The sequence below is a fragment of the Aeromicrobium stalagmiti genome (genome assembly GCF_013283745.1).
Classification (GTDB): domain Bacteria; phylum Actinomycetota; class Actinomycetes; order Propionibacteriales; family Nocardioidaceae; genus Aeromicrobium; species Aeromicrobium stalagmiti.
In genome coordinates this window covers 1,356,050-1,380,258 of sequence record NZ_JABSTZ010000001.1, presented here as the reverse complement: position 1 = coordinate 1,380,258, position 24,209 = coordinate 1,356,050, and the positions used below count along the sequence as shown (strand labels likewise).

Annotated in this window: 20 protein-coding genes and 1 tRNA gene; 6 read left to right on the top strand and 15 right to left on the bottom strand. The window is 69.8% G+C overall.

Features of this window, described 5'->3' with window-relative positions:
* Nucleotides 1–47: 47 nt before the first annotated feature.
* The gene (locus tag HQK15_RS06755; protein WP_173490610.1) at nt 48–839 is read left to right on the top strand and encodes an exodeoxyribonuclease III; all 792 of its coding nucleotides are present in this window, start codon (nt 48–50) and stop codon (nt 837–839) included.
* Between the two features lie 36 nt (nt 840–875).
* Here HQK15_RS06755 and HQK15_RS06750 read toward each other — a convergent pair whose 3' ends face one another.
* Nucleotides 876–1,856, bottom strand: a complete 981-nt coding sequence (locus HQK15_RS06750) for a class I SAM-dependent methyltransferase (protein ID WP_173490609.1) — start codon at nt 1,854–1,856, stop codon at nt 876–878.
* Between the two features lie 229 nt (nt 1,857–2,085).
* On the opposite strand from HQK15_RS06750, the gene HQK15_RS06745 reads away from it, so the two are divergent.
* Genes HQK15_RS06745 through HQK15_RS06735 form a run of 3 tightly spaced genes read left to right on the top strand, consistent with a single transcriptional unit; the run spans nt 2,086 to nt 6,580 of the window.
* Nucleotides 2,086–4,563: a glycosyltransferase gene (locus HQK15_RS06745; protein ID WP_173490608.1), complete on the top strand. Its 2,478-nt coding sequence runs from the start codon at nt 2,086–2,088 to the stop codon at nt 4,561–4,563.
* Nucleotides 4,563–4,898 carry a hypothetical protein gene (locus tag HQK15_RS06740; protein WP_173490607.1) on the top strand — a complete coding sequence of 112 codons (336 nt, stop codon included), beginning with the start codon at nt 4,563–4,565 and terminating at the stop codon, nt 4,896–4,898. The genes HQK15_RS06745 and HQK15_RS06740 overlap by 1 nt, the downstream gene beginning before the upstream one ends.
* Entirely contained in the window at nt 4,895–6,580 is a 1,686-nt protein-coding gene (locus HQK15_RS06735; protein WP_173490606.1) for a CDP-glycerol glycerophosphotransferase family protein, read from the top strand. Before HQK15_RS06740 ends, HQK15_RS06735 begins: the two co-directional genes overlap by 4 nt.
* Nucleotides 6,581–6,591: 11 nt before the next feature.
* Here HQK15_RS06735 and HQK15_RS06730 read toward each other — a convergent pair whose 3' ends face one another.
* Nucleotides 6,592–8,706: an acyltransferase family protein gene (locus HQK15_RS06730; protein ID WP_173490605.1), complete on the bottom strand. Its 2,115-nt coding sequence runs from the start codon at nt 8,704–8,706 to the stop codon at nt 6,592–6,594.
* A gap of 126 nt (nt 8,707–8,832) precedes the next feature.
* Between HQK15_RS06730 and HQK15_RS06725 the strand changes: the two genes are divergently transcribed.
* Nucleotides 8,833–10,092, top strand: a complete 1,260-nt coding sequence (locus HQK15_RS06725; RefSeq protein WP_367649081.1) for a nucleotide sugar dehydrogenase — start codon at nt 8,833–8,835, stop codon at nt 10,090–10,092.
* A 34-nt stretch (nt 10,093–10,126) separates the two neighbouring features.
* Here HQK15_RS06725 and HQK15_RS06720 read toward each other — a convergent pair whose 3' ends face one another.
* The 6 genes from HQK15_RS06720 to HQK15_RS06695 all read right to left on the bottom strand — a co-directional run bounded on the left by HQK15_RS06720 (nt 10,127) and on the right by HQK15_RS06695 (nt 17,049).
* Nucleotides 10,127–12,580: a glycosyltransferase family 2 protein gene (locus tag HQK15_RS06720; protein WP_173490604.1), complete on the bottom strand. Its 2,454-nt coding sequence runs from the start codon at nt 12,578–12,580 to the stop codon at nt 10,127–10,129.
* A 92-nt stretch (nt 12,581–12,672) separates the two neighbouring features.
* Nucleotides 12,673–13,962, bottom strand: coding sequence for a class I SAM-dependent methyltransferase (locus tag HQK15_RS06715; protein WP_173490603.1), 1,290 nt, complete (start codon nt 13,960–13,962; stop codon nt 12,673–12,675).
* Nucleotides 13,959–15,332: an FAD-binding protein gene (locus tag HQK15_RS06710; RefSeq protein WP_173490602.1), complete on the bottom strand. Its 1,374-nt coding sequence runs from the start codon at nt 15,330–15,332 to the stop codon at nt 13,959–13,961. Before HQK15_RS06710 ends, HQK15_RS06715 begins: the two co-directional genes overlap by 4 nt.
* Before the next feature lie 284 nt (nt 15,333–15,616).
* A complete protein-coding gene (aroQ, locus tag HQK15_RS06705; protein WP_173490601.1) occupies nt 15,617–16,042 on the bottom strand; it encodes a type II 3-dehydroquinate dehydratase in 426 nt (141 codons plus the stop codon).
* A 4-nt stretch (nt 16,043–16,046) separates the two neighbouring features.
* A complete protein-coding gene (locus HQK15_RS06700; RefSeq protein WP_173490600.1) occupies nt 16,047–16,706 on the bottom strand; it encodes a pirin family protein in 660 nt (219 codons plus the stop codon).
* Nucleotides 16,699–17,049 carry a metallopeptidase family protein gene (locus tag HQK15_RS06695; protein ID WP_173490599.1) on the bottom strand — a complete coding sequence of 117 codons (351 nt, stop codon included), beginning with the start codon at nt 17,047–17,049 and terminating at the stop codon, nt 16,699–16,701. Before HQK15_RS06695 ends, HQK15_RS06700 begins: the two co-directional genes overlap by 8 nt.
* Before the next feature lie 66 nt (nt 17,050–17,115).
* On the opposite strand from HQK15_RS06695, the gene HQK15_RS06690 reads away from it, so the two are divergent.
* A tRNA-Glu gene (locus HQK15_RS06690) sits at nt 17,116–17,191 on the top strand.
* Nucleotides 17,192–17,227: 36 nt separating this feature from the next.
* Here the strand turns inward: HQK15_RS06690 and HQK15_RS06685 are convergent.
* The 7 genes from HQK15_RS06685 to HQK15_RS06655 form a co-directional block, all read right to left on the bottom strand.
* The gene (locus tag HQK15_RS06685) at nt 17,228–17,965 is read right to left on the bottom strand and encodes a hypothetical protein (RefSeq protein WP_173490598.1); all 738 of its coding nucleotides are present in this window, start codon (nt 17,963–17,965) and stop codon (nt 17,228–17,230) included.
* On the bottom strand, nt 17,962–18,681 hold the full coding sequence (locus HQK15_RS06680; RefSeq protein WP_173490597.1) for an excisionase family DNA-binding protein: 720 nt from the start codon (nt 18,679–18,681) through the stop codon (nt 17,962–17,964). The genes HQK15_RS06685 and HQK15_RS06680 overlap by 4 nt, the downstream gene beginning before the upstream one ends.
* A gap of 172 nt (nt 18,682–18,853) precedes the next feature.
* Nucleotides 18,854–19,441 (bottom strand): potassium-transporting ATPase subunit KdpC, encoded by a 588-nt coding sequence (gene kdpC, locus HQK15_RS06675; protein WP_173490596.1) that lies wholly within the window; start codon nt 19,439–19,441, stop codon nt 18,854–18,856.
* Nucleotides 19,442–19,447: 6 nt separating this feature from the next.
* Nucleotides 19,448–21,364 carry a potassium-transporting ATPase subunit KdpB gene (kdpB, locus tag HQK15_RS06670; RefSeq protein ID WP_437340245.1) on the bottom strand — a complete coding sequence of 639 codons (1,917 nt, stop codon included), beginning with the start codon at nt 21,362–21,364 and terminating at the stop codon, nt 19,448–19,450.
* Nucleotides 21,365–21,453: 89 nt separating this feature from the next.
* The gene (gene kdpA / locus HQK15_RS06665) at nt 21,454–23,112 is read right to left on the bottom strand and encodes a potassium-transporting ATPase subunit KdpA (protein WP_173490594.1); all 1,659 of its coding nucleotides are present in this window, start codon (nt 23,110–23,112) and stop codon (nt 21,454–21,456) included.
* The gene (kdpF, locus tag HQK15_RS06660) at nt 23,112–23,201 is read right to left on the bottom strand and encodes a K(+)-transporting ATPase subunit F (RefSeq protein ID WP_173490593.1); all 90 of its coding nucleotides are present in this window, start codon (nt 23,199–23,201) and stop codon (nt 23,112–23,114) included. The genes kdpA and kdpF overlap by 1 nt, the downstream gene beginning before the upstream one ends.
* A gap of 146 nt (nt 23,202–23,347) precedes the next feature.
* On the bottom strand, nt 23,348–24,169 hold the full coding sequence (locus tag HQK15_RS06655; protein ID WP_173490592.1) for an alpha/beta fold hydrolase: 822 nt from the start codon (nt 24,167–24,169) through the stop codon (nt 23,348–23,350).
* Between the last annotated feature and the right edge of the window lie 40 nt (nt 24,170–24,209).

Sequence of the window (24,209 nt, the reverse complement as noted above, 5' to 3'; positions counted from 1 at the left end):
TCTCGTCAGCGGTTGGGGGGTGGGGCGGGCTGCGATAGGTTCGGCGGGTGCGTATCGCGACCTGGAACGTCAACTCCATCCGGAGCCGCATCGACCGCGTCACGGCGTTCCTCGAACGCCACGACGTCGACGTGCTGGCCATCCAGGAGACCAAGTGCCGCGAGGACCAGTTCCCCGGTCTCGAGCTCTCCTCGATGGGCTACGAGTACGTCCACCGCGGCCTGAGCCAGTGGAACGGCGTCGCCCTCATCTCGCGGGTCGGCCTCGAGGACGTCGCGACCCAGTTCGCCGACGACCAGCCGATGTTCGGCGATCCCGAGGTCGTCGAGGCCCGGTCGATCGGCGCGACGTGCGGCGGCGTGCGGGTCTGGAGCTTCTACGTGCCCAACGGCCGCGAGCTCGATCACCCCCACTACGCCTACAAGCTGGCCTGGCTCGAGCGGTTGCGCCAGGCGTCCGCCGACTGGCTGGCCGAGAACCCGGACGCGCAGATCGCCCTCACCGGCGACTGGAACATCATCCCGACCGACGAGGACGTCTGGGACGTCACGGCGTTCGAGGGCAAGACCCACGTGTCGCAGCCGGAGCGAGACGCATTCCAGGCCGTCGTCGACGCGGGCTATGCCGACGTCGTCCGCCCCCACGCACCGGGACCCGGCGTCTACACCTACTGGGACTACCAGCAGCTCGCGTTCCCGAAGAAGCGCGGGCTGCGCATCGACTTCATCCTGGCCTCGCAGGCCCTCGCGGCGCGCGTCGACACGGCGTGGATCGACCGCGAGGAGCGCAAGGGCAAGGGCGCCAGCGACCACGCACCCGTCGTCATCGACATCAGCTGAGACGGCTCGCCGAGGCGACCGCTCTGTGACGACGACTCAGGGGCGACGCAGGATGTAGGCGCCCTTCTCGGTCGCGATCGACTCGCCCGAGAGCTCGGGGTGCGCGGCCGCCCAGAGGGCGATGATCTCCTGCTCGTCGGCCCGGTCGGTGTCGTCGAGGACGATCGACGCGCCCGGTGCGAGGCGGTCCCACAGCAGCGGCAGCGCCGGGTAGCGGGCCAACCGGTTGCCGCCGCCGGGCGGGCCGTCGACGAACAAGAGACCGACGTCGGACAGGTCGTCGAGCGCCGTCGCGGCGTACCACGGCTGGGCTCCGCGATCTGTCGTGACGTCCTCGAGCGGCGCCAGGCGGGCCGATGCGATGTCGTCGACGCCGTGCGCGGCGAGCAGGCGGTTGGTCTTGTCGGCGTACTCCTGCTCGTGGTCGAGCGCGACGATGCGGGTGTCGAGGCCGTGCTTGCGGGCGACCAGCGCCAGGAACAGGGTCGAGCTGCCGCTGCCGCACTCGACCACGACGCGCGGACGGACGGCCAGGAGCTCCTGGACCAGCAGGTTGAGCGCATCGGGCGAGACCGCCCAGTGGCGCAGTGGCGGCACGGGTGCCGCGATGTCGACCATCGCGAACAGGTTGATCGTGGCCTGCACCTGCTCGAAGACCTGGTCGGCGTGCTTGTTGATGTAGCGCAGGGGGCCCGACGCGGAGCTGTTGTTGAGCCCCTCCTGCAGTCGCCTGACCCGCTGCTGCACGTCAGCGATCGAGGCGGCGTCGGAGCCGACCGCGGCCGCGAGGGCCCTCAGCTCGGCGTGCCGCTCGGCATGCCGCTCGTCGGAACGACGCTCGGCCAGGACTCCCAGCGCCAGCACGGCGGCGAGGATCACGAGACCGAGCAGGACGAGCACCCTGACCGACGAGGTGACCTCGTCGAGGTTCCAGGCGACGACGGCGACCACGATCGCCAGCGCCGCCAGCAGGCTCGCCACGATCGCGAACGGTTGGGAGACGCGGGCTGAGCTCATGAAGGCAGATGTCCTGACGGTCGACGGGAACGGCCCACCCACTCTACTGGTCCGAAAGGACTAGTCCGGCCCCGGCGCTGCGAGACACCGTGCCACGGCTGGGGGCCACCGCAGGACCGCCCCGGCACGTCGGCGACTAGGGCGGGACGACCCGACCCCGGTATCCTGTCGGCGCACGACCAGCACGCACCGTGCCCCGCAGTCGACCCGGAAGTGAGCACCCCCACCGGTGAGCCCCCAGACCCCCGGCCTCCCTCCCCACCTCGTCGACCTCGCCGACTCCGGAGTCGTGTCGGCAGCGCGGCTCTCCGCGACGCTGCTGCGCTACGAGTACACCGACTCCGCCGACGTCCTGGCCCGCATGGCGTCACGCGGCACCTACAACGCCGCCCAGATCATCGGCATCGCCGGCGACATCACGGCCGGCCGGCCGGTCGTCGACCGCGCGCTCGCCCCCCTGCACGCCCCGTCGATGTACGCCTTCGCCTATCTGGTGCTCGGTCACTCGTTCGGGTCCGACGGCGACTTCACGGCGGCGGCCGACCTGTTCGCGCTGTCGCGCCGTGTCGCCGACCGCGACGGCCAGCCCCACGAGTACGACCGCCAGGACATCCAGGCGCACCTCGCCGTCGGCCGGGTCGACTACGTCCGTCGCCACACCTCGCACGACAACCCGAACGTCGTCACCAACGACGCTCCGTCCTGGTACCACTGGGCGGTCAACACCGACATCATCAATCCGTTCCGCGGCATCGAGCCGGCGTCGCTGGAGACCTGGCAGCAGGCCTTCAACGCGCCGTTCATCGACCGCGGCCTGGCCCCGATGACGTTCGAGGCGACCGCCTCGCCGTTCGACACCGTGCGCACCGACGCGGTCGCAGGCTCCGTCGACGGCCCGCTCATCAGCATCGTCATGCCCGTCTACTCGCCCACCGAGAGCCTCCTGACGGCGACCCGCTCGGTGCTCGAGCAGACGTGGGCCAACCTCGAGGTCATCGTCGTCGACGACCACAGCCCCGCCGGGTTCGAGCCGATCTTCGAGCAGGTGCGCGCGCTCAGCGACCGCGTCACCTATCACCGGATGCCCCAGAACGGCGGCGCCTACCGGGCCCGCAACCTGGGGCTGTCGATGGCGCGGGGCGAGTTCGCCGGCATCCAGGACGGCGACGACTGGTCGCACCCGCAGCGCCTCGAGCGCCAGATGGCCGCGTTCGACGCCGACCCGCGCCTAGTCGCGACGCTGTCGAAGTCGATCCGCCTGCACACCGATCTCTACATCACCCGCGTCGGCTCGCTGCCGTTCGCGCACAACGCGCCGTCGCTGCTGTTCCGTCGCGAGGCCGTCCTCGGCCGGCTCGGGCCGTTCGACGAGATGCGCAAGGCCGCTGACACGGAGTACATCGAACGCATCGCCGCGGTGTTCGGCCAGCACACCGTGACGACCCTCAAGCAGCCGCTGTCGCTCTACCAGCTGACCGACGGATCGCTGTCGCGCGAAGACTTCCGTCCGAGCTGGCACCGACCGGCGCGGGTGTCCTACCACTCGGCGTTCCGGCACTGGCACCAGCGCATCCGCACCGAGGGCCTCGCACCCCGCAGCCCCGACGCCGACGGACGCCGGCCGTTCCCCGCACCGCCGGAGCTCGAGGGCACCACCTACGCCGACGCCACCCCCAACGTCGTGGTGCTGACCGATCCCCGTCCCGGGCCGGTCGCCTCGACGGGCGTCGCCCGCGAGATCTCGGCCCTGCACGCGAGCGGCCTGCGGGTCGGGCTCGCCCGCGCCGACGCCCTCCGGTTCGCCTCGCGACAGCGCCGCTACCCCCGCGCCGACCTGCTCGACCTCATGGCCCACGGCGTCACGTCCTGGATGGCCCTCGGCGCCCCGGTCAGCCCGACGGTGCTGGTCGTCCGCGACGTCGACCTGCTGACGCTCCCCCGCTCCAACGACGCCATCGCGATGACGCCCGAGCGAGTCGTCGTGATCGCCGACCGGATGCCCACCGAGGGCGTCTCGCCGCGGGTGTCGTGGGACCCGCCGCACGTCGAGGCAGCCGTGCGCCGCATGTTCGGCCGGGTCGCGGAGTGGATCCCCGCGACCGACCAGATCGGCAAGGCCATCTGGGCCAGCGGCGTCACCGGCACGGTGCACGCGGCGCAGCTGATGGAGATCGCCGACGTCCCGCGGTTCACCCGTCGTCGCATCGAGGACGGCCTCGTGCTGGGTGTCGCCGACGCCTCGACCTATCGCGCCGAGCAGGCCGACCGCCGACACCTCGGCGCCCTGCTCCCGACCACCGACCGCTTCGACATCCGCGTGCTGGAGCAGGAGCGACGCCCCGAGGCGGTGCCCGGCGCCCTCGTCTTCCGCGACGGCGTCGTCTCCCCGTCGGCCTTCTACGACCAGTGCGACGTGGTCGTCGTCCCCGCGCCCCGGACCGCTGGTTCGGCGCTGCTGCGACCGGCGATCGAGGCCATGGCCCGCGGCTGCGTCGTCATCGCCGATCCCGCGCTGCGCGACCGGCTCGGCGACGCGGCCCTTTACCTCGACGACGCGCCGGTCGAGCAGGTGCTCGACAAGCTCGTCGCCGACCCGGCACTGTTCGCCGACCAGCAGGGCCGGTCACTGGCGTTCTGCCAGACTGTCCTCGGCGCCGAGGCGTACGTCGCGGCGATCACCTCGCTCACCACCACAGGGGGATCTTGATGAGCAGCACCTGGCAGGGCACCGCGAAGACGTCCGTGCGTCGCCTCGTCGCCGAACGCACCAAGGTGCTGGCGGGCGCGACCGCCGTCCTGCTGGTGCTCGGCGTCATCGGCCTCCTCGCCGACGAGTACGACCTCGTCCTGTTCTGCATCCTGCTGCTGCAGGCCGCGATCGCGGGCTACCTCGTGACGGCTCCCGCACCGCAGGTGTCGACCGCGTCGACCGACGTCCAGGCGGCCGTCGACCAGGCCTCGACCCGCACCCTGTCCGACATCTCCCGCGCCCGGCAGTCGATCCTCGACGCGATCGCCGAGCTCGACGCCAAGGCGAAGTGACCGCCGAGCCCGTGCGCATCATCGCGGCGAGCCTGCACGGGCTCGACGTCGTCGACGGTGGGCGCACGCTGCGCCTCACCGGCACGTGCCGTCGTCCCGGCACTGACGCGGCCGGGCCGCCGGCCGACCAGACGCTCACCCTGCACTGGAGCGCCCCCGACGGCACCGCGGCCGTCTCCGCCGTGACCGAGCCGCGCCTTCGCTACGAGGACGGCGCCTACCGCTGGACGGGCTTCGTCGGCGACGTCCCGATCGACCAGATCCCTGTCGGCACCACCGGCGTCGAGATCGAGCTGACGACCCCGGCCGGCGAGCCGTCCCGGGTCGTCGTCAACGCCGCCCCCGGCGCGCTCGCGACGTCGCGCCCGATCATCGCCGCCGGGCGCCGGCTGCAGCTCCTGCCCTCGTTGTCGGAGCGCGCCGAGGTCGTCACCCAGGCCTTCCCCGCGGCACTGGCCGGCTTCCGCTGGGCGACTGCACGCACCGTCCGCGCCGTGCGCGACCTCGTCCACCGCCGGCCCTACGCCTTCGTCCAGCCGCTGCGCCTGCTGACCAAGCCCTTCTTCATCGGCCGCGAGATCTGGCTGGTCGGCGAGCGCGCCGACACCGCGCGCGACAACGGCTTCCACTTCTTCAGCTATCTGCGGCGCGAGCGGCCCGACATCCGCGCCTACTACGTGCTCGACCCGTCGAGCGACCGCTTCGCCGAGCTCTCGCAGCTCGGCCGCGTCGTGCGGCACTCGTCGTGGCGCCACCGCATCCTCATGGTGCACGCGACGGTGCTCGCCAACGCCTATTCGGTCAAGCACATGGTGCCGAGCCGCTGGAAGAAGCAGCACTACATGCGCCAGCTCAACTGGCGGATCGGCGCCTACCGGGTCTATCTCAAGCACGGCATCAACGACAAGACCAAGGACGTCCGGCGTCGCACGGGCGGCTACGACCTGTTCCTCACCGCCAGCCCGGCCGAGTCCGACGCCGTTCGGCTGGCGTCCGGCTACGACCACCAGGTCGCCGAGACGGGGCTGCCCCGCTTCGACGCGCTCGTGCCGACGCCCCGCAGCCGCACGATCCTCTACATGCCGACGTGGCGCCGCTACCTCGCGCCCGAGCTGTTCAGCCAGGGCGGGGCCGGCGAGACGCCGTTCGAGGGATCGACCTACCAGCAGTTCGTCGACGGGCTGCTGACCAGCGAGCGTCTGCAGGCCCTGCTGGAGCAGCACGACCACCGCTTCGAGCTCATGCCGCACTACAACCTGCGGGCGCAGTACGCCGACCCGACGATCGGCGGCGACCGCGTCACGATCCTCGACGGCGGCGCGTCCGACATCCAGGAGGTCATGCGTCGCTGCGACCTCTTCCTCACTGACTACTCGTCGGTGCACTTCGACCTGGCCTATCTCGGCACGCCGATGGTCTACACGCACTTCGACCGCGACGAGTTCACCGCCGGTCACGCCGAGCCCTCGTGGTTCGACCACGAGCGCGACGGCTTCGGCCCGGTCACGTACGACCTCGACACGACGATCGACGCGCTGCAGCGCTACCTCGAGACCGGCTGCGTCCGCGAGCCCGAGTACGACGAGCGGGCCCGGCGGGCGTTCACGTTCCACGACCGCGACAACTCACGGCGCGCGGTCGAGGCGGTCGAGCAGCTGGTCCGCTCGCGCGGGATCAGCTGACGACCTTCCCGTCACTTCAGCGGGGCGCCGAACTTCCCGTCGGTGACCGCGAAAAGCTGGGCAGCGAGCTGCTTCTCGGCGCTGTCGATGAACGACATCGTCAGGTGGGTTCCCTGGCGGTAGGCCAGCACGTTGCCGATGACGGCCGAGCAGCGCTCGCCGTCGGGGCAGATCGTGTCGGTCATGTCGAGGATCTTGACGGCCGGCACCTCCTTGGCGGCCTGCAGCGCCGCCACGGCACCAGAGTCGGCGATGCCGCGCTTGCGGTCGAACGAGCAGTCCGTGAGGTTCTTGGGGTTCTGCGCGACGCACTCGTAGACCGGCTGGTTGGTCGGCGAGGGGTTGTCGAGCAGCGCCACGAGCGGGATGCCGGCGTCGGTGATCGTCGTCCAGTAGCGCGCCATGCCCGAAGCCATCGCGTCGACCGTCGCATCCTTGTCGTCGGACTTGCCCTCGGGCAGCGCGTCCTGCAGACGGTGCGACGTGATCACCAGATCGGGCTTCATGTCGACGATGTCCTGCAACGCGGTCTGGCCCCACTGTCGGCAGTCGGTCTTGTTGGACCGGTCGATGCTCGCGTCGGTGAACGGGCACGCCGACTTGGTGATCTGGACGAGCTTGAAGCCCTCGTCGTTGGCGATGTCCTCGAGGCCGGTCTGCCACTGCGCCATCTTGGAGTCGCCGATGATGACGACGGTGCGGTCCGAGGCCGTGTCGCCCCACTCGCAGAGCTTCGGGACGGGGTTGCCGTTCTCGACCTGGCAGCCGGAGTCGTCGCTGTAGAACGGCGGGCGGTCGTCGACGGCGTCGGTCGCGAGCGGTCGCATCTTGTCGACCGCCTTGATCTCGCTCCACACGACGTCCTTGTTGGCGGGGTCGAGCAGCGCGGCGGCGCCGGGGCTGTCGCTCTTGTCCGCCTCGTCGACGACCGACCCGAGGCTGACCGAGGCGTTGAGCGCGAGGCCCACGCCGACGCCGACCGCCGAGAGGGCCAGACCGAGGCCCAGGGCCCGCCCGGTCGGCTTGAAGAAGGAGCCGAAGCGGACCGGGTTCTCGATGAACCGGTTGGACAGGTAGGCCGGGATGATCGACAGGATCATCAGCACGACGACGAAGCGCAGTCGCATGTCGGGGCGCTCGGCCTGGGCAGCGACCAGGATCGGCCAGTGCCACAGGTAGATCGAGTAGGACAGACCTCCGATCCACACCATCGGCTTGATGCTCAGCAGCCGCTGGGGCGAGCCGGGCGTCGTCGTCAGGCCGCTCGCGATCATCAGCGCAGCACCGAGGACCGGCACCAGCGGGGCGGCGCCGGGCCACGTCGTCTGCTCGTCGAAGACGAACACGGCGTAGGTGATCATCGCGATGCCGACCCAGCCGCCGATGGCACGCAGGATGCTCGGGATCCGTTCGACCTGGCTCGCCGAGAGCGCCAGCAGGGCACCGATGCCGAGCTCCCAGATGCGCGTCGTCGACACGAAGTACGCCGTGGCCGGGCTGTCGTTGGTCTGCTGCAGGCCATAGACGAACGAGATGACGGTGACGACGCCGAGCACGGCGAACGCGCCACGCTTCCAGCGCTTGGCCGCGACGAGACCGATGATCAGCATGAGGATCGGCCAGACGAGGTAGAACTGCTCCTCGACGGCGAGCGACCAGTAGTGCTGCACCGGCGACTGGCCGATGTCCTCCGCGAGATAGTCGACACCGCGATCGGCCAGGCGCCAGTTGACGACGTAGAGCGCCGCGGAGATGATGTCGCCGCCGAAGTCCTTGCGCTGCGTGATCGGCAGGTAGAGATAGGTGATGAGTGCCGAGAAGGCGAGCACCGTGGCGCTGGCCGGCAGCAGGCGCTTCATGCGCCGGGCCCAGAAGTTGGTGAGGCTCACCCGCCCCGAGCGCGAGACCTCGCGCGCCAGCAGCCCGGTGATGAGGAAGCCCGACAGGACGAAGAAGACGTCCACGCCGACGAATCCACCGGCCATGAACGGGACGCCCGCGTGGGCGATGAGCACCGATCCCACCGCGATCGTGCGCATGCCCTCGATGTCGAGGCGGATCGTCCGACCGTGATCGGGCTTGGTCAGGGTCGCGCTTCCGCCGGATCGGTGCTGAGCGGTGGACATGCGCGCGGGTCCCGTCTGGGCAGATGGTGGTCGGTCTGGCTGGGCCGTGGGCCTCGAACAGGTTATCCGATCGGCCGCGAAGGTCCGATTCCTCCGGCCAGCGGCGCGCATTGATAGCCTCACGGGGTGCACAACGACATGGCCATCATCGGTCTCGGCTACGTCGGCCTCCCCCTCGCCCAGCAGGCTGCGCGATCCGGGGTGAGCGTCGTCGGCTTCGACCTCAACGCCTCGATGGTCGAGTCCCTCAACGACGGCCACAGCCACATCGACGACCTGTCGGACGCCGACGTCGCCGAGATGCTGTCGCTGGGATTCACGGCATCCACCGACGAGTCCGTGCTCGCCGACGCCGATGCGATCGTCATCTGCGTGCCGACGCCGCTCTCGCTCGACGGCGAGCCCGACCTCGGCGCCGTCGTGGCCGCGACCACGACGATCGCCCGGCAGCTGCGTCCCGGCCACCTCGTGGTGCTGGAGTCGACGACCTACCCGGGCACGACCGACGAGGTCGTGCGTCCCATCCTCGAGGAGGGCGGCCTGGTCGCAGGCGTCGACTTCCACCTGGCGTTCAGCCCCGAGCGGGTCGACCCCGGCAACGCGACGTACGGCATCGCCAACACCCCCAAGGTCGTCGGCGGCCACGCCCCGGCGTCCACCGAGGTCGCGACTGCCTTCTACGGGCGGTTCATCGACACCGTCGTGCCGTCGAAGGGCACCCGCGAGGCCGAGATGACCAAGCTGCTGGAGAACACCTACCGGCACATCAACATCGCCCTGGTCAACGAGATGGCGCAGTTCTGCCACGAGATGGACATCGACCTGTGGGAGGTCATCCGCAACGCGGCGACCAAGCCGTTCGGCTTCCAGGCCTTCTACCCGGGCCCCGGCGTCGGCGGTCACTGCATCCCGATCGACCCGAACTACCTGTCGTTCAAGGTGCGGTCGACCCTCGGACGCCCGTTCCAGTTCGTCGAGCTCGCCCAGTCGATCAACCTGCAGATGCCGGCCTACGTCGTCGAGCGCCTGACCGACCTGCTCAACGACGAGGGCAAGGCCCTGCGTGGCTCGACCATCCTGCTGCTGGGCGTGACCTACAAGCCCAACATTGCCGACCAGCGCGAGTCGCCCGCCACCCCGCTGGCGGCGCTGCTGCTGGCCAAGGGGGCGAACCTGGTGTTCCACGACCCGCACGTCGAGGCGTGGACGCCGAACGGCGAGGCCGTCACCCGAGCCGGCGACCTGGACGACGCCCTGCGCACCGCCGACGTGTCGGTGCTGCTGCAGAACCACCGCGAGTACGACCTCGCCCACCTGGCCGGGACTGCGCGCACGCTGTTCGACACCAAGGGTGCGACGGACGACGAGCGGGTCGAGCGGCTCTAGTCCGCCTCGGCCCGACTGCCCCGCCTCGTCCCGCTCAGCGGCGAAGGCTGGCGACGAAGGCCGCAAAGGCCGCTGGGTCGAGCGCCGACCGCACGTGCTGGTCTCCTCGGGCCTGTTGCGCCGAGAAGGCCCCGGGGTCAGCCGCGAGCGCGTCGACCAGGCTCCGCACCTCGGCCGGCTCCGCGTAGACGGCCGCGTCGCCCAGGACCGCGCGGTGCCGCGGATCGACGACCAGCACCGCACCTGCTGCGAGGGCCTGGAGCATCGGCCACGTCGCCCCGTTGCCCCAGGCGTCGGGGGCGTAGCCCATGAAGAAGTCGACGTCGGCCAGGAAGTCGGCGAGCGGGACGCCCTCGACCGGGGTCCAGTTGGCCGGCACCGGGTTCTTGCGGAACAGCTTGGGCACGACCTCGTCGTCGTCCAGGACGCGCACGTCGTAGGCGTCGTCGGCCGGCAGACACTGGACGATCTTGCTGCCGGGGAGACGGTTCTTGCTCACCCGCTCGAGCCGGGCCGCACCCAGGACCGGGCGGCCTCGGACCCCGGCGACGCGCGGGCTGCCGGGGTCGACCACGGCGACGTCGCGGGTCGGCAGCAGTGACCCGGAGGCGCCTGCGGCGCGCAAGGCCGTCGCCACCTCGTCGGTCGCCGGCAGCCACTCCACCTCGACGCCGAAGAGCTCGCGTCCGCGCCGCTCGACCGTGCGTGGGTCGTAGAGCATCCAGTCTCGATCGGGCACCAGCGGCGGCATGCCGGCGGCGACGACCAGCCGATCGGTCGTGACCCGCACGCCGTCGCTGCTGCGCGGGAACATCAGCAGCTCGGGCGAGTCGACCATGGTGACCGCCGCGTGGACCGGCTCGCTCCACACGAGCCAGCCGACCTCGCCGGCCGAGCGCATCTGCATCACCTCGGGCAGGGTGTTGCGCCGGATGCGAAACGCATGGCGCAGGTTGATCGACTGGCCCAGGTGCACGTCGAGTCCGGCGTCGACCAGTGCGCGGATCCGCCGTGGCGCTCCGTCGTAGCGGTGGATGCGCGTGCGCCAGTCACTGATGTAGGCGACGTCGCACGTGACGGGATCGGGCGACCGGGTGGTGAAGGTCGCCGGCGACGGGAACGGGCGCGGTCCGTCCGGGTCGAGGAACGGCGACGCCTCACCCGCCGCGATCCGCCGGTGCCAGTCGCCGGCCGCGGTGCCGTAGGCGTCGCGCGTGGCCGCCCGCCAGCTGAACGAGAAGTCGTCGCGCGACAGCGAGTCGGTCGTCAGCTGGGCCACGGCACACATGTCGGGCAGCGCGACGACCGCCTCCTCGCCGAAGACGGTCTCCAGGCGGTTGCGGAACTCCGAGTCGGCGTCCTTGCGGACGGGATCGAAGCCCCCGAGCCGCTCGCGAACCGGCGCGATGCGGAACATCATCGACGACGCGTTGACCCGGGTGGCGTCGTAGCCGACGCGGTTGAGGACCAGGTCGGGAGTCACCCTCACCCACGAGCTGAGCGACGCCACGACCTCGGGGCGCTGCACCAGCACGGCAACCTGACGGGCCAGCCGCTCGGGGTGCGACCAGTCGTCGGAGTCCTGGAACGTCATGATCTCGCCGCGCGCCTCGCGCAGGGCCCGGTTGCGGATCGCGTAGGTGCCGCCGTTCTCCTCCATGTGGATCACCCGGATGCGAGGGTCCCAGTCGGCCACGGCATCGATGCCGGCGGTGAACTCCGGCGGCGAGTAGTCGTCGACGACGAGCAGCTCGAAGTCGCCGTGCGTCTGCGCGAGGATCGACCGCACCGACGTCTCGAGGCTCTGGTCGGGCGCGTAGACCGACATCACCACGGTCACGAGGGGGCCAGGAGGCGCCGGAGGCACGGGGCCGGCCACCTCGAGGCGGTCGAAGAACGGCAGGTCGCCGCCGCCGAGACGAACGGGGGGCACCCCCGCGAAGATCTCGCTGAACGACGCGCTCCAGCGATCGGCGTCGAAGGCATCACCGGTGACCGCCGGACCGAGGCGGTCGGTGCGGATCACCCAGCGGAGGTGCTCGTCGGCGAGATCGGGGTCGTCAGCGACGACCGCGTCGAGATAGGCGTGCTCGCCGGCCGCGAGCTGGGTCTGCAGCAGCAGCCGTGCGAAGCCGGTCGGCTGGTCCTCGACCGGTCCGAGCGCGTGGGCGAAGCGGTGCATCCGCGCCGACGAGGCATAGTCGACGTCGCGACAGGCACGACCGACCAACGCCTGGGCGAGGGCACCCACCGGCCGAGCGGCACAGAGCGCGCGCACGTCGTCCGGCGCGTGCAGGGCACCGGACGCCGCGAACCGCTCGGCCGCGGCCGACACAGCCGCAAAGTCCTCACGGCCGTCGGTCGCGACGAGCGCGAGCAGGTCGAGCGCGTCAGGGATGCCGAAGCGGATCGCGGTGGTCGAGATCGAGTAGGGGTCGACGTCGATGTAGCGCATCTGCGCACGCAGGACATCGAGGTGCTCGTTCACGGCTCTCCGGGTTCGGGCTCGGGGGTCTGTCGAAGACTATCCATCCCCCGGCTGCCGTGGCGAGCAGACCCGGAACACGCCAGCCCCGAGGCTCAGCTGCCCCAGGTCGGACGCAGCGGCCAGCTGGCGTTGCCATGCTCGTCGGCCTTGACCGCGAGGACGTGGTGCAGCTCGATCTCGTTGCGCTCGAACGCCAGCCGCGACCCGGCCATGTAGATGCCCCAGACCTTGGCCCGGCCGAGGGTGACCTCGCCCAGCGCCTCGTCCCAGTGCTCGACGAGGTTGTCGCACCAGCCCTTGAGCGTCATGGCGTAGTGCTCGCGGAGGTTCTCCACGTGGCGCACCTCGAGGCCGGCGTCCTGGGCGGCCAGCGTGATGCGACCGACCCCCGTGAGCTCGCCGTCGGGGAACACGTAGCGGTCGATGAACGCACCTGTGGTGGTCGTCCTGTTGCTGGGGCGCGTGATGCAGTGGTTGAGCAGGCGACCGCCGGGGCGCAGCTTGCCCTGCAGGAAGCCGAAGTAGTCGCCGTACTGCTTGACCCCGATGTGCTCGGTCAGGCCGATCGAGCTGATCGCGTCGAAGTCGCCCTCCGGCACGTCGCGATAGTCCGAGAAGCGCACCTCGGCGAGGTCGTCGAGGCCCTGGCGCTTGATCTCCTCCTGCGCCCACGTGGCCTGCTCGCGCGACAGCGTCACGCCGAGCACCTTGACCCCGTAGTGCTTGGCGGCGTGGCGCACCATGCCGCCCCAGCCGCAGCCGATGTCGAGCAGGCGGTCACCCGGCTTGAGGTCGAGCTTGCGGGCGATGAGGTCGTACTTCTCGAACTGCGCCTCCTCCAGCGACGACTCCAGCGTCGGGTAGACCGCGCAGGTGTAGGTCATCGACGGGCCGAGCACGAGCTCGTAGAACCGGTTCGAGACGTCGTAGTGGTGGTGGATCGCCTCGGCGTCACGCTTCTTGTTGTGGCGCATGCCCTCCAGGGCCCGGCGCCACTTCGGCAGGTGCTCCTCGGCCGGAGGCGGCGGCGGCTTGAGGTTGCCGAAGCCCAGGCTGCGGACGATCTGGACCATCTCGGCGGCCGACGGCACCTTGAACCGCAGCTGGCTCATGATGAGCACCATCGCGTCGTAGGGGTTGCCCGGGTGGATGCCGTCGAGCTCGAGGTCACCCGCGACGTAGGCCCGGGCGAAGCCGAGGTCGCCGGGCGCCGTCATGAGGTAGGACAGGCCGCGCTCGTTGAGCAGGCGCAGCGTGAAGGGCGCGTCGACCGGGCCGGCCGAGCTGCCGTCGAAGGCCTCGAACCGGAACGGCAGACCCTCCTTCATGAGCTTGCCGAGAGCATCGGCGATCGAGAGTCGTACGGCGACATCCGTAGTCATGAGTTCCTCACTGCTTTCTGGTACAGGGTGCTGAGTCTGCTCTCGGGGTCGTACCTCCGTCGAGCGGCGGCAAGCACCTCGCCGCCATACATCTGGTCGAACGTCTCCTGGTCGTAGAACGCCTCGGAGTAGAGCGACTTGTGGCCACCCATGCCGTGCACGGCTTCCTCGATCGTGCGGTTGACGAGGCCGGCCGGGGCGTCGGCAGGAACCTCGACGGTGCCCCAGAACCCGACGTTGACGTAGGTCGTGGCGGGCTCGAGCGGATAGGCCGGCCAGCGACGCGTCGTCTGCAGGGGGCACAGCCAGACCGGGCGCATCCCGATCTCGGCGTCGAACCACTCGAGGAACGTGGGCACCTGGTCGAGCGGCACCTCGATGTCCTGGATGACGCGCTCGCGACCGGGGATCTTCTTGATCCGGTCGAGGGTCTTGATGATGCCGAACCGCTCGTCGAGGCCGACGATCTTGTGGAAGACGTCGCTGCGGCGGTACTTCGCCGGCCAGAGCCGCCGGATCCAGGGGTTCTGAGCGCCGAAGGCACCCGAGCACCAGAACCAGTCGGTGTCCCAGCGCCAGATGTAGTCGTTCATCGTCAGGGCGTCGGTCTCGCGCTGCTGGATCGAGCGGTAGAAGATCTGCTGGCCCGTGTAGTCGCTGACCGCTCGCGGCCCGCCCGACGGCAGCGTGTCGGTGAAGCGGGCGAGGGTCAGATAGATCTCGTCGGGGGTGAAGGCGGTGCCGTCGAGCCCGTCGACGCGCTCGCCGTGCCACTCCCGGGTCTCGGCGATCTGCTCGATGACCTTGACCGCCTGGGCCGCGTCGGCCATGCGGACGTGCCGCAGCGTGACGTAGGGCGGCACCTGCTCGAGCTTGATCTTGAGCCGGGTCGCGTAGCCGAGGCTGCCGTAGGAGTTGGGGAACGCGTCGAACAGCTCGGCGTGCTCACCGTCAGGTGTCGCCGTGACGAGGTCGCCGGCACCGGTGAGGATGTCCATCTCGAGCACCGACTCGTGCGGCAGCCCGTTGCGAAACGACGTCGACTCGATGCCGAGCCCCGTGACGGCGCCGCCGAGTGTGATCGTGCGCAGCTGCGGCACCACGTAGGGGATGAACCCCAGTGGGAGGGTCGCCGCGACGAGGTCCTCGTAGGTGCAGACGCCTTGGACGTCGGCCGTGGCCGCCGCGGTGTCGATCGCGATGACGCCGTCGAGGCCGCCGACGTCGAGGCCCGGGGTGTCGTCGGCCGATCGGGGCCGGAACAGGTTGGACGTCTTCTTCGCCAGGCGCACCCGAGCGCCGGGCGGGATAGCCCCGTAGGACTCCAGCAACCGGTCAACGGCTTCGCGGTGCGCGTGCCAACCTCTCACGTACGGACCCAACCTCTCTTTGTGAGCAGGTTATTCCCGTCGGATGACCCTGCCCAGAGCAGGTCAGCCTAAGAAGGTTGCACCAAGCAACGACATGTGACGGAGGTTACGCCGCTCCCCCGCCCGGGGAGGTGGATCTGCAACCTCTCGCCCGGGAAGGTGGATCTGCAACGTCTCGTGCCGGATCTCGGTGGAGACGCAACCTCATGAGCGCCGATGAGGTGGAGGATCCACCTGCCACGGCCGGCGGCGGCGCGATGAGGTGGAGGATCCACCTGCCCGGGTCAGGGCTGTGCGAGGAACCGCAGCGCGGCGGCATATCCCTCGAGGCCCATGCCGACGACGACCGCCGCAGCGATGTCGCTGAGGTAGGACGTGTGACGGAACGCCTCGCGCGCGTGCACGTTGCTGAGGTGCACCTCGATCAGGGGCGCCGCGAGCTGGGTGGCCGCGTCGCGCACCGCGACGGACGTGTGGGTCCAGGCCCCGGCGTTGAGGACGACGGCCGATCCGGCGTCGGCGGCCTCGTGCAGCCAGCCGATCATCTCGGCCTCGGCATCGGTCTGGCGGACCTCGACCTCGAGCCCGACCTCTGCCGCGACCTGCTCGCAGCGCGCGACCAGGTCGGCATAGGTCGCGGTGCCGTAGACGTCCGGCTCGCGCACGCCGAGACGGCCCAGGTTGGGGCCGTTGAGGACGAGGACGGTCATCGGGTCACCTCTGCAGTTGCCAGATCAGCGCGGTGGCGGCGCTGGACGCACTCAGATCGTACTCACCGGCGTCGGTGAACCTCGCCTCGTCACCGATCGTCAGCTGGGTGTCGCCGCAGCCGATCGTGCCCGACGTGACGATCACCAGGCTGCGCGCGGCCGCCGGGACCCTCACCGTGTCGCCGCCGGCGAAGCCCACCGCGAACATCTCGGCGGGGGCGCGCACCGGCACGGTCGGCACGAGCACGCCGTGGTCGTGGCCGACGTCGACCTGGGCGTAGTCAGGCGCGGCGTCGTGATCGGACCGCAGCATCATCTGGACGAACACGAGCGGCTCGTCGGCGGACGCGTTGCGCTCGGAGTGCTCGACCCCCGTCCCGGCGCTCAGGCGCTGCGCGACTCCGGGGCGCACCACGCCGGACTGCCCGGTCGAGTCCTCGTGCCGCAGGGCTCCCGCGAGCACCCAGGTCACGATCTCGACGTCAGCGTGCGCGTGGACGTCGTAGCCACCGCCCGGGGCGACGTGCTCGGTGTTGATCGCCATGATCGGGCCGAAGCCGATCTGGTCGGGGTCGTAGTGCACGCCGTACGAGAAGCTGTGCCACGTCTCGACACCGTCGCCGACGGTGTGGAAGCGCTGGGCTGCGCGGCGGACCTCAGGCATAGCCGAGCTCGTGCAGGCGATCGTCCTCGATGCCGAAGTGGTGCGCGATCTCGTGCACCACCGTGATGCCGACCTCCTCGACGACGTCAGCCTCGGTGTCGCAGATCGCCAGCGTCGGGTTGCGATAGACGAAGATCCGGTCGGGCATCGCTCCGGCGTAGGTGCTGTCGCGCTCGGTCAACGGGATGCCGTCGTAGAGCCCCAGCAGCGTGGGGTCGTCGGCCGGCGCGTCGTCCTCGATGAACAGGACGACGTTGTCGAGCAGCGCCGCCAGCTCGGCGGGCACCGCGGCGAACGCGTCCTCGACCAGCTCGGCGAACCGGTCCTCGCTCAGCTCGATCATGACTCCATCCTGCCTGATGCGGTGTCGCGCAGGGACCTGTCACCCTCTATGCTGGTGCGGTTTCAGGCCCCCATCGTCTAGCGGCCTAGGACGCCGCCCTTTCACGGCGGTAGCACGGGTTCGAATCCCGTTGGGGGTGCCAGTCTCATCGGTGGCCGATCGTGGCGTCTGACACTGTCTACGCTCGCGAACGTGGCTCCAGGAGGAGCGCTATCTGGTCCAGGCCGCGTTGGACGTCCTCGGCAACGTGCAGCGCCTGAGGATCGGTCAACACCTGCTCGAGCATCGGACGGAGATACTTCCGATCACTCGTGGAGACGGCGGCTTCACGTAGGTCTGTTGCTGCCAGAAGGGTGGCAAGGAGGGCGAAGTCTCGGCGATGACGACCCCGACCGCGTTGGTCCTGCAGGGTGTGAGCGGCAGCTTTGCAGACCAGCGCACCCACCAGGTTGGGCCGCCTCATCACGCCGCTGCGTCCCTCGACCGAGACCTCGATGCGCTCTGACCTGTTGAGAGCCTGCGTTGACCCAGGCGTCTCAAGAGTGGTGCTGCCACTGACCCCGGTCCGTCGCGTTGCCCGCCGGCCGATTCCGCTAGGTATCAGCACATCGATCTGCGCCCTGCCCTTTCGCCACCGATGTTGGTGGCCCTCCGGCGTGGGCTGGTCTGCCACGAATCCGACGTCCTCCAGACGGGCCGTGAAGTCGAAGAGGATCGCCGGGTGAGCCCGTACGTCGAGGAGGGCATCGGCGTCATCGGTGGGGCGCACCGGGGATGCTCCGCGTTCTGCACAGTGGAGGTGCACCATCTGCCCACCCACCAACGTCCACGAGTCCGGATAGCGTTCTTGGATATCCATGAGTGCGTGCCATGAGGTCGCCTGCTCGGCGGCCATAGCCGGCATCTGCACGGTCACGATGAACGCCCGTCCAGCAGCTTGGGCGATGGGAACTCGCTCGAGCCGAACCACGTGACAAGGACCTCGCGAGCCTGATTGTCCTCGCGATCTCCGCGGTAGTCGGCGAGGTCAGCGGCGATCAGCAGAGGCGAGACCGGCGGGAGAGGACTGCTGACGTGGATGACGACGTTCGCTCGTGGAGACGATGGCGCCGGGACGATGAAGTGGCTCGCGAGGAAGGCTTGGGCAACGTCTCCATCCACGTACCCTTCTGCGACGTGCGAGGAGTACATCCCTGATCGAGGATCCGAAACCCCAGAGACGACCAGTCGTTCATCGCTGACAATCTCAGGGATGTCCGACGGGGCAACGCTCGACGCGAGGCGATCCGCGCGCCGGCGCAGCAGAGACCGCAAGACGTCTGCTGGGTTGCCATCTGGAGCGCTCGCTGCGTCGGCGAGACGAAGGAGGTACTGGCGAAGCCGCCACAGCTCCTGGTCGTCGATGCGGGGCCTTGAACCCGCTGCGAGCCGCAGCAAGTGTGCCGACATTGCTCGAGACAACGGCCGACTCGACGGCCTGTAGTGGCGAGCCACGTCCACGTCGACGTCGGCGATGGCCCAGGAACGGCCGATCCTCTGAGCTGGCAAGACGCCATCAGCAATCATCTGCAGCACCCGCTGTCGGGACACTCCCAGATGATTGGCCGCTTCAGGGACGCTCATCGACGACATGACACAAGTCTTGTCCTGTGACAAGAGAAGTGTCAAGCGCCTTCAATCGGGTCACTCGATCTTGAGGCAGCACGGAGGCAGCACGAGAGACCCCATCAGACCGCAGCTACTGCTCATCCCCAACGAACCAAGCTGGCACTTCCATGAAGGTGCCACCGGTTCGACCTCACCGTCAGCCCGCCTCCTGCGCGGCAGCTGCCTGCACCGCGACGTTGAGCCGCAGCACGTTGACGCCCGGCTCACCGAGGAAGCCGAGCGACCGGCCCTCCGTGTGCTTCTCGACCAGCGCGCGGACGTCCTCGACCGACAGCCCGTTGGCCCGGGCGACCCGCGCGACCTGGATCGTCGCGTAGTCGACGGAGATCTGCGGGTCGAGACCCGACGCCGAAGCCGTCAGGGCGTCGGGCGGGACGTCGGCCGGGTCGACCGACTCGGCCTCGGCGACGGCCGCGCGACGTTTCTCGATCGCCGCGAGCAGGTCGGGGTTGGAGGGCCCGAGGTTGGTCGGAGCCGAGGCGAGGGTGTCGTAGTCGTTGGCCGACGGACGGGAGTGGAACCACTCGTCGCCCTCGAAGCCCTGGCCGATGAGGCCCGACCCGACGACCCGGCCGTCGACCGTGACGGTCTGACCGGTGGCCTGCCCGCGCACGGTCTGGCCGAGGCCCCAGACGGCAGCGGGGTAGCCGATGCCGAGGATGACGGTGAAGACGAGCAGGATGCGCAGCCCCGCGAGGGACTGACGACCGAGGTCCTTGATCATGGCGTGTTACCCGATTCCTGGGATGGTGGAGATGACGAGGTCGATGAGCTTGATGCCGACGAACGGGGCGATGACGCCGCCGAGGCCGAACACCAGGATGTTGCGGCGCAGCACGTCCGATGCCGAGGCCGGACGGAACTTGACGCCGCGCAGTGCCAGCGGGATCAGCGCCACGATGATCAGGGCGTTGAAGATGACCGCGGACAGGATGGCCGACTCCGGCGTGGCCAGGCCCATGACGTTCAGGGTGTCCAGCGACGGATAGGCGACGAGGAACATCGCGGGGATGATCGCGAAGTACTTCGCGATGTCGTTCGCGATCGAGAACGTCGTGAGCGCGCCACGGGTGATGAGCAGCTGCTTGCCGATCTCGACGATGTCGATGAGCTTGGTCGGGTCGGAGTCGAGGTCGACCATGTTGCCGGCCTCCTTGGCCGCCGACGTGCCCGTGTTCATCGCGACGCCGACGTCGGCCGCGGCAAGTGCCGGGGCGTCGTTGGTGCCGTCACCGGTCATGGCGACGAGTCGCCCACCGGCCTGCTCCTTGCGGATCAGCTCCATCTTGTCCTCCGGCGTCGCCTCGGCCAGGAAGTCGTCGACCCCTGCCTCTGCCGCGATCGACGTCGCGGTGAGCGCGTTGTCGCCGGTGACCATGACGGTGCGGATGCCCATGGCCCGCAGCTGCGCGAAGCGCTCGACCATGCCCTCCTTGACGACGTCCTTGAGGTGGATGACGCCGAGCACCCGGCTCGTGTCGCCGGTCTTCGACGCCACGACCAGCGGCGTGCCGCCGTCGCGGGAGATGGACTCGATCGTGTCGGTCAGCTCGACCGGCATCGTGCCGCCGACCCAGCCGTGGATCGCGGAGCCCGCACCCTTGCGGATCTGGGTGCCGTCCGACAGGTCGACGCCCGACATGCGGGTCTGGGCCGTGAACTCGATGAACTCCGCCCCGACCGGCAGGTCCTGGTCGTCAGCGCCCTCGGCGAGGGCCAGCGCGACGATCGAGCGTCCCTCGGGCGTCTGGTCGGCCAGGCTCGAGAGCCGGACGACGTCCCGCAGCTCAGTCTCGGACACGCCCCCGACCGGGACGAACCGCGAGGCCTGCCGGTTGCCGTACGTGATGGTGCCCGTCTTGTCGAGCAGCAGCGTGCTGACGTCGCCGGCCGCCTCGACCGCACGGCCCGACATCGCCAGGACGTTGACCCGCACCAGCCGGTCCATGCCCGCGATGCCGATCGCGCTCAGCAGGGCGCCGATCGTGGTGGGGATCAGGCAGACCAGCAGGGCGACCAGGACGACGAGGTCCTGCGGGGCCCCGGCGTAGTCGGCCATCGGCGAGAGCGTCGCGACGGCGAGGACGAACACCAGGGTCAGGCTCACCAGCAGGATCGACAGCGCGATCTCGTTGGGCGTCTTGCGGCGCGAGGCGCCCTCGACCAGGGCGATCATCTTGTCGAGGAACGTCTCACCGGGGGCGGAGGTGATCTTGACGGTGATCTCGTCCGACAGCACCGTGGTGCCGCCGGTCACCGCCGATCGGTCACCGCCGGCCTCCCGGATGACGGGTGCGGACTCGCCGGTGATGGCCGACTCGTCGACCGAGGCGACTCCCACGACGACGTCACCGTCTCCGGGGATGACCTCGCCGGCCGCGACCAGCACCAGGTCGCCGATCTTCAGCTGCGTGCCGGGCACCGTGGTCTCGGTGCCGTCCGGCGCGACGACCCGGGCGACCGTGTCGGTCCGGGCGGCCCGCAGCGAGGCCGCCTGGGCCTTGCCCCGGCCCTCGGCGACGGCCTCGGCGAGGTTGCCGAAGACGACCGTGAGCCACAGCCAGACGGCCAGGGAGATCGTGAACGTGCTGGGGTCGGTGAACACCGCGACGGTCGTCGCGACCGAGCCGAGCCAGACGATGAACATCACCGGGCTGCGCCACAGGTGGCGCGGATCGAGCTTGCGCAGGGCTGCGGGCAGCTGGGCCAGCATCTGCTTGATCAGGAGTCGGATGGTCATGACAGTGCCTCCGCGATGGGACCGAGGGCGAGGGCCGGGAAGAACGTCAGTCCGGTGGTGAGCAGGATGACGCCGACGAGGAGGCCCCCGAAGAGAGGTGTGCTGGTGGGGAGCGTGCCGGCCGTCTCGGGCACCTTGGCCTGCCGGGCCAGGGAGCCGGCGAGCAGGAGCACCAGGACGATCGGGATGAACCGGCCGAGCAGCATGGCGAGACCGATCGTGACCTGGAAGAACGTCGACGTCACGGTGATGCCACCGAAGGCGCTGCCGTTGTTGTTGGCACCCGAGGTGTAGGCGTAGACGACCTCGCTGAAACCGTGGCCTCCCGGGTTGCCCATCGCACCCGGCGTGCTGCCCAGCGCGATGGCGGAGCCGACGCCGACGAGGATGATCGCCGGGACGCTCAGCGTGTAGAGCGCGACGTAGGTCATCTCCCTGGCGCCGATCTTCTTGCCGAGCAGCTCGGGGGTGCGGCCGACCATCAGGCCGGCGATGAAGACCGCCAGGATCGCCATGACGAGGATCCCGTAGAGGCCGGCGCCGACGCCGCCGGGAGCGACCTCTCCCAGCATCATGTTGACGAGGGTCACGCCACCACCGGTCGGGGTCAACGAGTCGTGCGAGGAGTTGACCGCACCCGTCGAGGTGCCGGTCGTGGCGACGGCGAACAGGGCGGACGCCCACTCGCCGAAGCGCGTCTCCTTGCCCTCCATCGCTGCACCGGCGGCGCTCGCCGCCTGCGAGTGCCCGCCGATCTCGGCCCACGTGGCGATCGCGACGGCCGTGGCGAACAGCACGCCCATCGCGCCGAGGACGGTCAGGCCCTGCCTGCGGTCGCCCAGCATCGTGCCGAGCGTGCGGGTCAGGGCTACGGGGATGAGCAGGATCAGGAAGATCTCGAACGCGTTGGTGAAGCCGTTCGGGTTCTCGAACGGGTGCGCCGAGTTGGCGTTGTAGAAGCCGCCACCGTTGGTGCCGAGCTCCTTGATGGCCTCCTGGCTCGCCACCGGGCCGCCGGTGATGACCTGGCTGTGACCGGCCAGCGTCGTGACGGTGCTGTCGGTGAAGCTCTGCACGACGCCGTTGAGCACGAGCACGAGGGCGCCGACGAAGGCGATGGGCAGCAGGATCCGGATCGTCCCGCGGGTCAGGTCGACCCAGAAGTTGCCGAGCTCGCCGCTGCGGACACGGACGAACCCGCGGATGAGCGCGACGGCCACGGCGATGCCGACCGCGGCCGACAGGAAGTTCTGCACCGCGAGGCCGGCGGCCTGCGCCGTGAACCCGAGCGTCGACTCGCCGCCGTACGACTGCCAGTTGGTGTTGGTCACGAACGAGATCGCCGTGTTGAACGACATCCATCCGGGCATGCCGGGCAGGTCGCGACTGTAGGGCAGGTGGGACTGGCCCACCAGGATCGCGAACAGCACCACGATGCTGACGAGCGAGAACCCGAGGACGCTCAGCGTGTAGGCGCGCGGGCTCTGCTCGGCGTCGGCGTTGACGCCGCCGAGCCGATAGATGCGTCGCTCGACGCGGGTGTGCCGGGGAGTCGTGAAGACGCGGGCCATGTAGTCGCCCAGCGGCACGTAGACGAGGGCGAGGACGCCCACGAGCGTGACGATGGTGAGCAGGCCGCTCCAGGTGTCGGACACTAGAAACGCTCCGGGAAGATCAGGGCCGCCAGCAGGTACGTCACGAGGGCGACGACCAGGGCGATCAGCAAACCGCTTTCGATACTCATGAGCGCCACTCAACCGCCGGTCCCGGGCCGGACCGGCGATCTTGACAGCTTCTTGGCAGCCCTTGACGCGATCTTGACGCCGCCGGCCCCGGACGCACGAGTGCCCGTCCGATCAAGCCGGACGGGCACGTGCGAGGTGTCGACGATCAGTCGGCGATGAACTCCAGCAGGGCGGTGTTGAGCTCGTCGGCGTGGCTCACGTTGAACCCGTGGGGCCCGCCCTCGACGACGTGGAGGGTCGCGTTCGCCAGCTGGTCGGCGCTACGTCGGCCGGAGACCTCGATCGGCACGATCGCGTCGGCGTCACCGTGGATGACCAGGACCGGCACGTCGATCGCGTCGAGGTCGGCACGGAAGTCCGTGCGTCCGAACGCATCGATGCAGCCGACGACGGCCTGGTCGGCGGCCGGAGCCGCCAGCGCGAGCGCCTCCTGACGCTGGGCCTCGGTCACCTTCAGCTCACCGTCCGCCGAGAAGAAGTTGGTCATGAACCCGTCGAGGAACCCCGCACGGTCGTCGCGGGCACCGGCCTTCATCCCCTCGACGTCCTCGTCGGCGAGACCGCCGTCGGGGTTGTCGTCGGTCTTGAGCAGGAAGGGCGGCACGGCCCCGGCCAGCACGGCGGAGCGGACGCGGTCCGCGCCATGGGACGACAGGTAGCGCACGACCTCGCCGCCACCCATGGAGAACCCCACGAGGGTCGCATCCGTGACGTCGAGCGCCTCGAGCAGGCCCGCGAGGTCGGCGGCGAACGTGTCGTAGTCATAGCCGCTGTCGGGCTTGTCGGAGTCGCCGAAGCCGCGGCGGTCGTAGGTGATGACACGGTGCCCGGCGGCGGTCAGCGCCGCCACCTGGCTCGACCACGAGGCACCGCTGAGGGGCCATCCGTGGATGAGCACGACGGGACGACCGTCGCCTCCGGAGTCGGTGTGGTTGATCTGGATCCCGTTGGTGGTCGTCTTCGACACGTCTGGTCCTCTCGTCGGGGTTGCCCCTGATCAGTGCCCA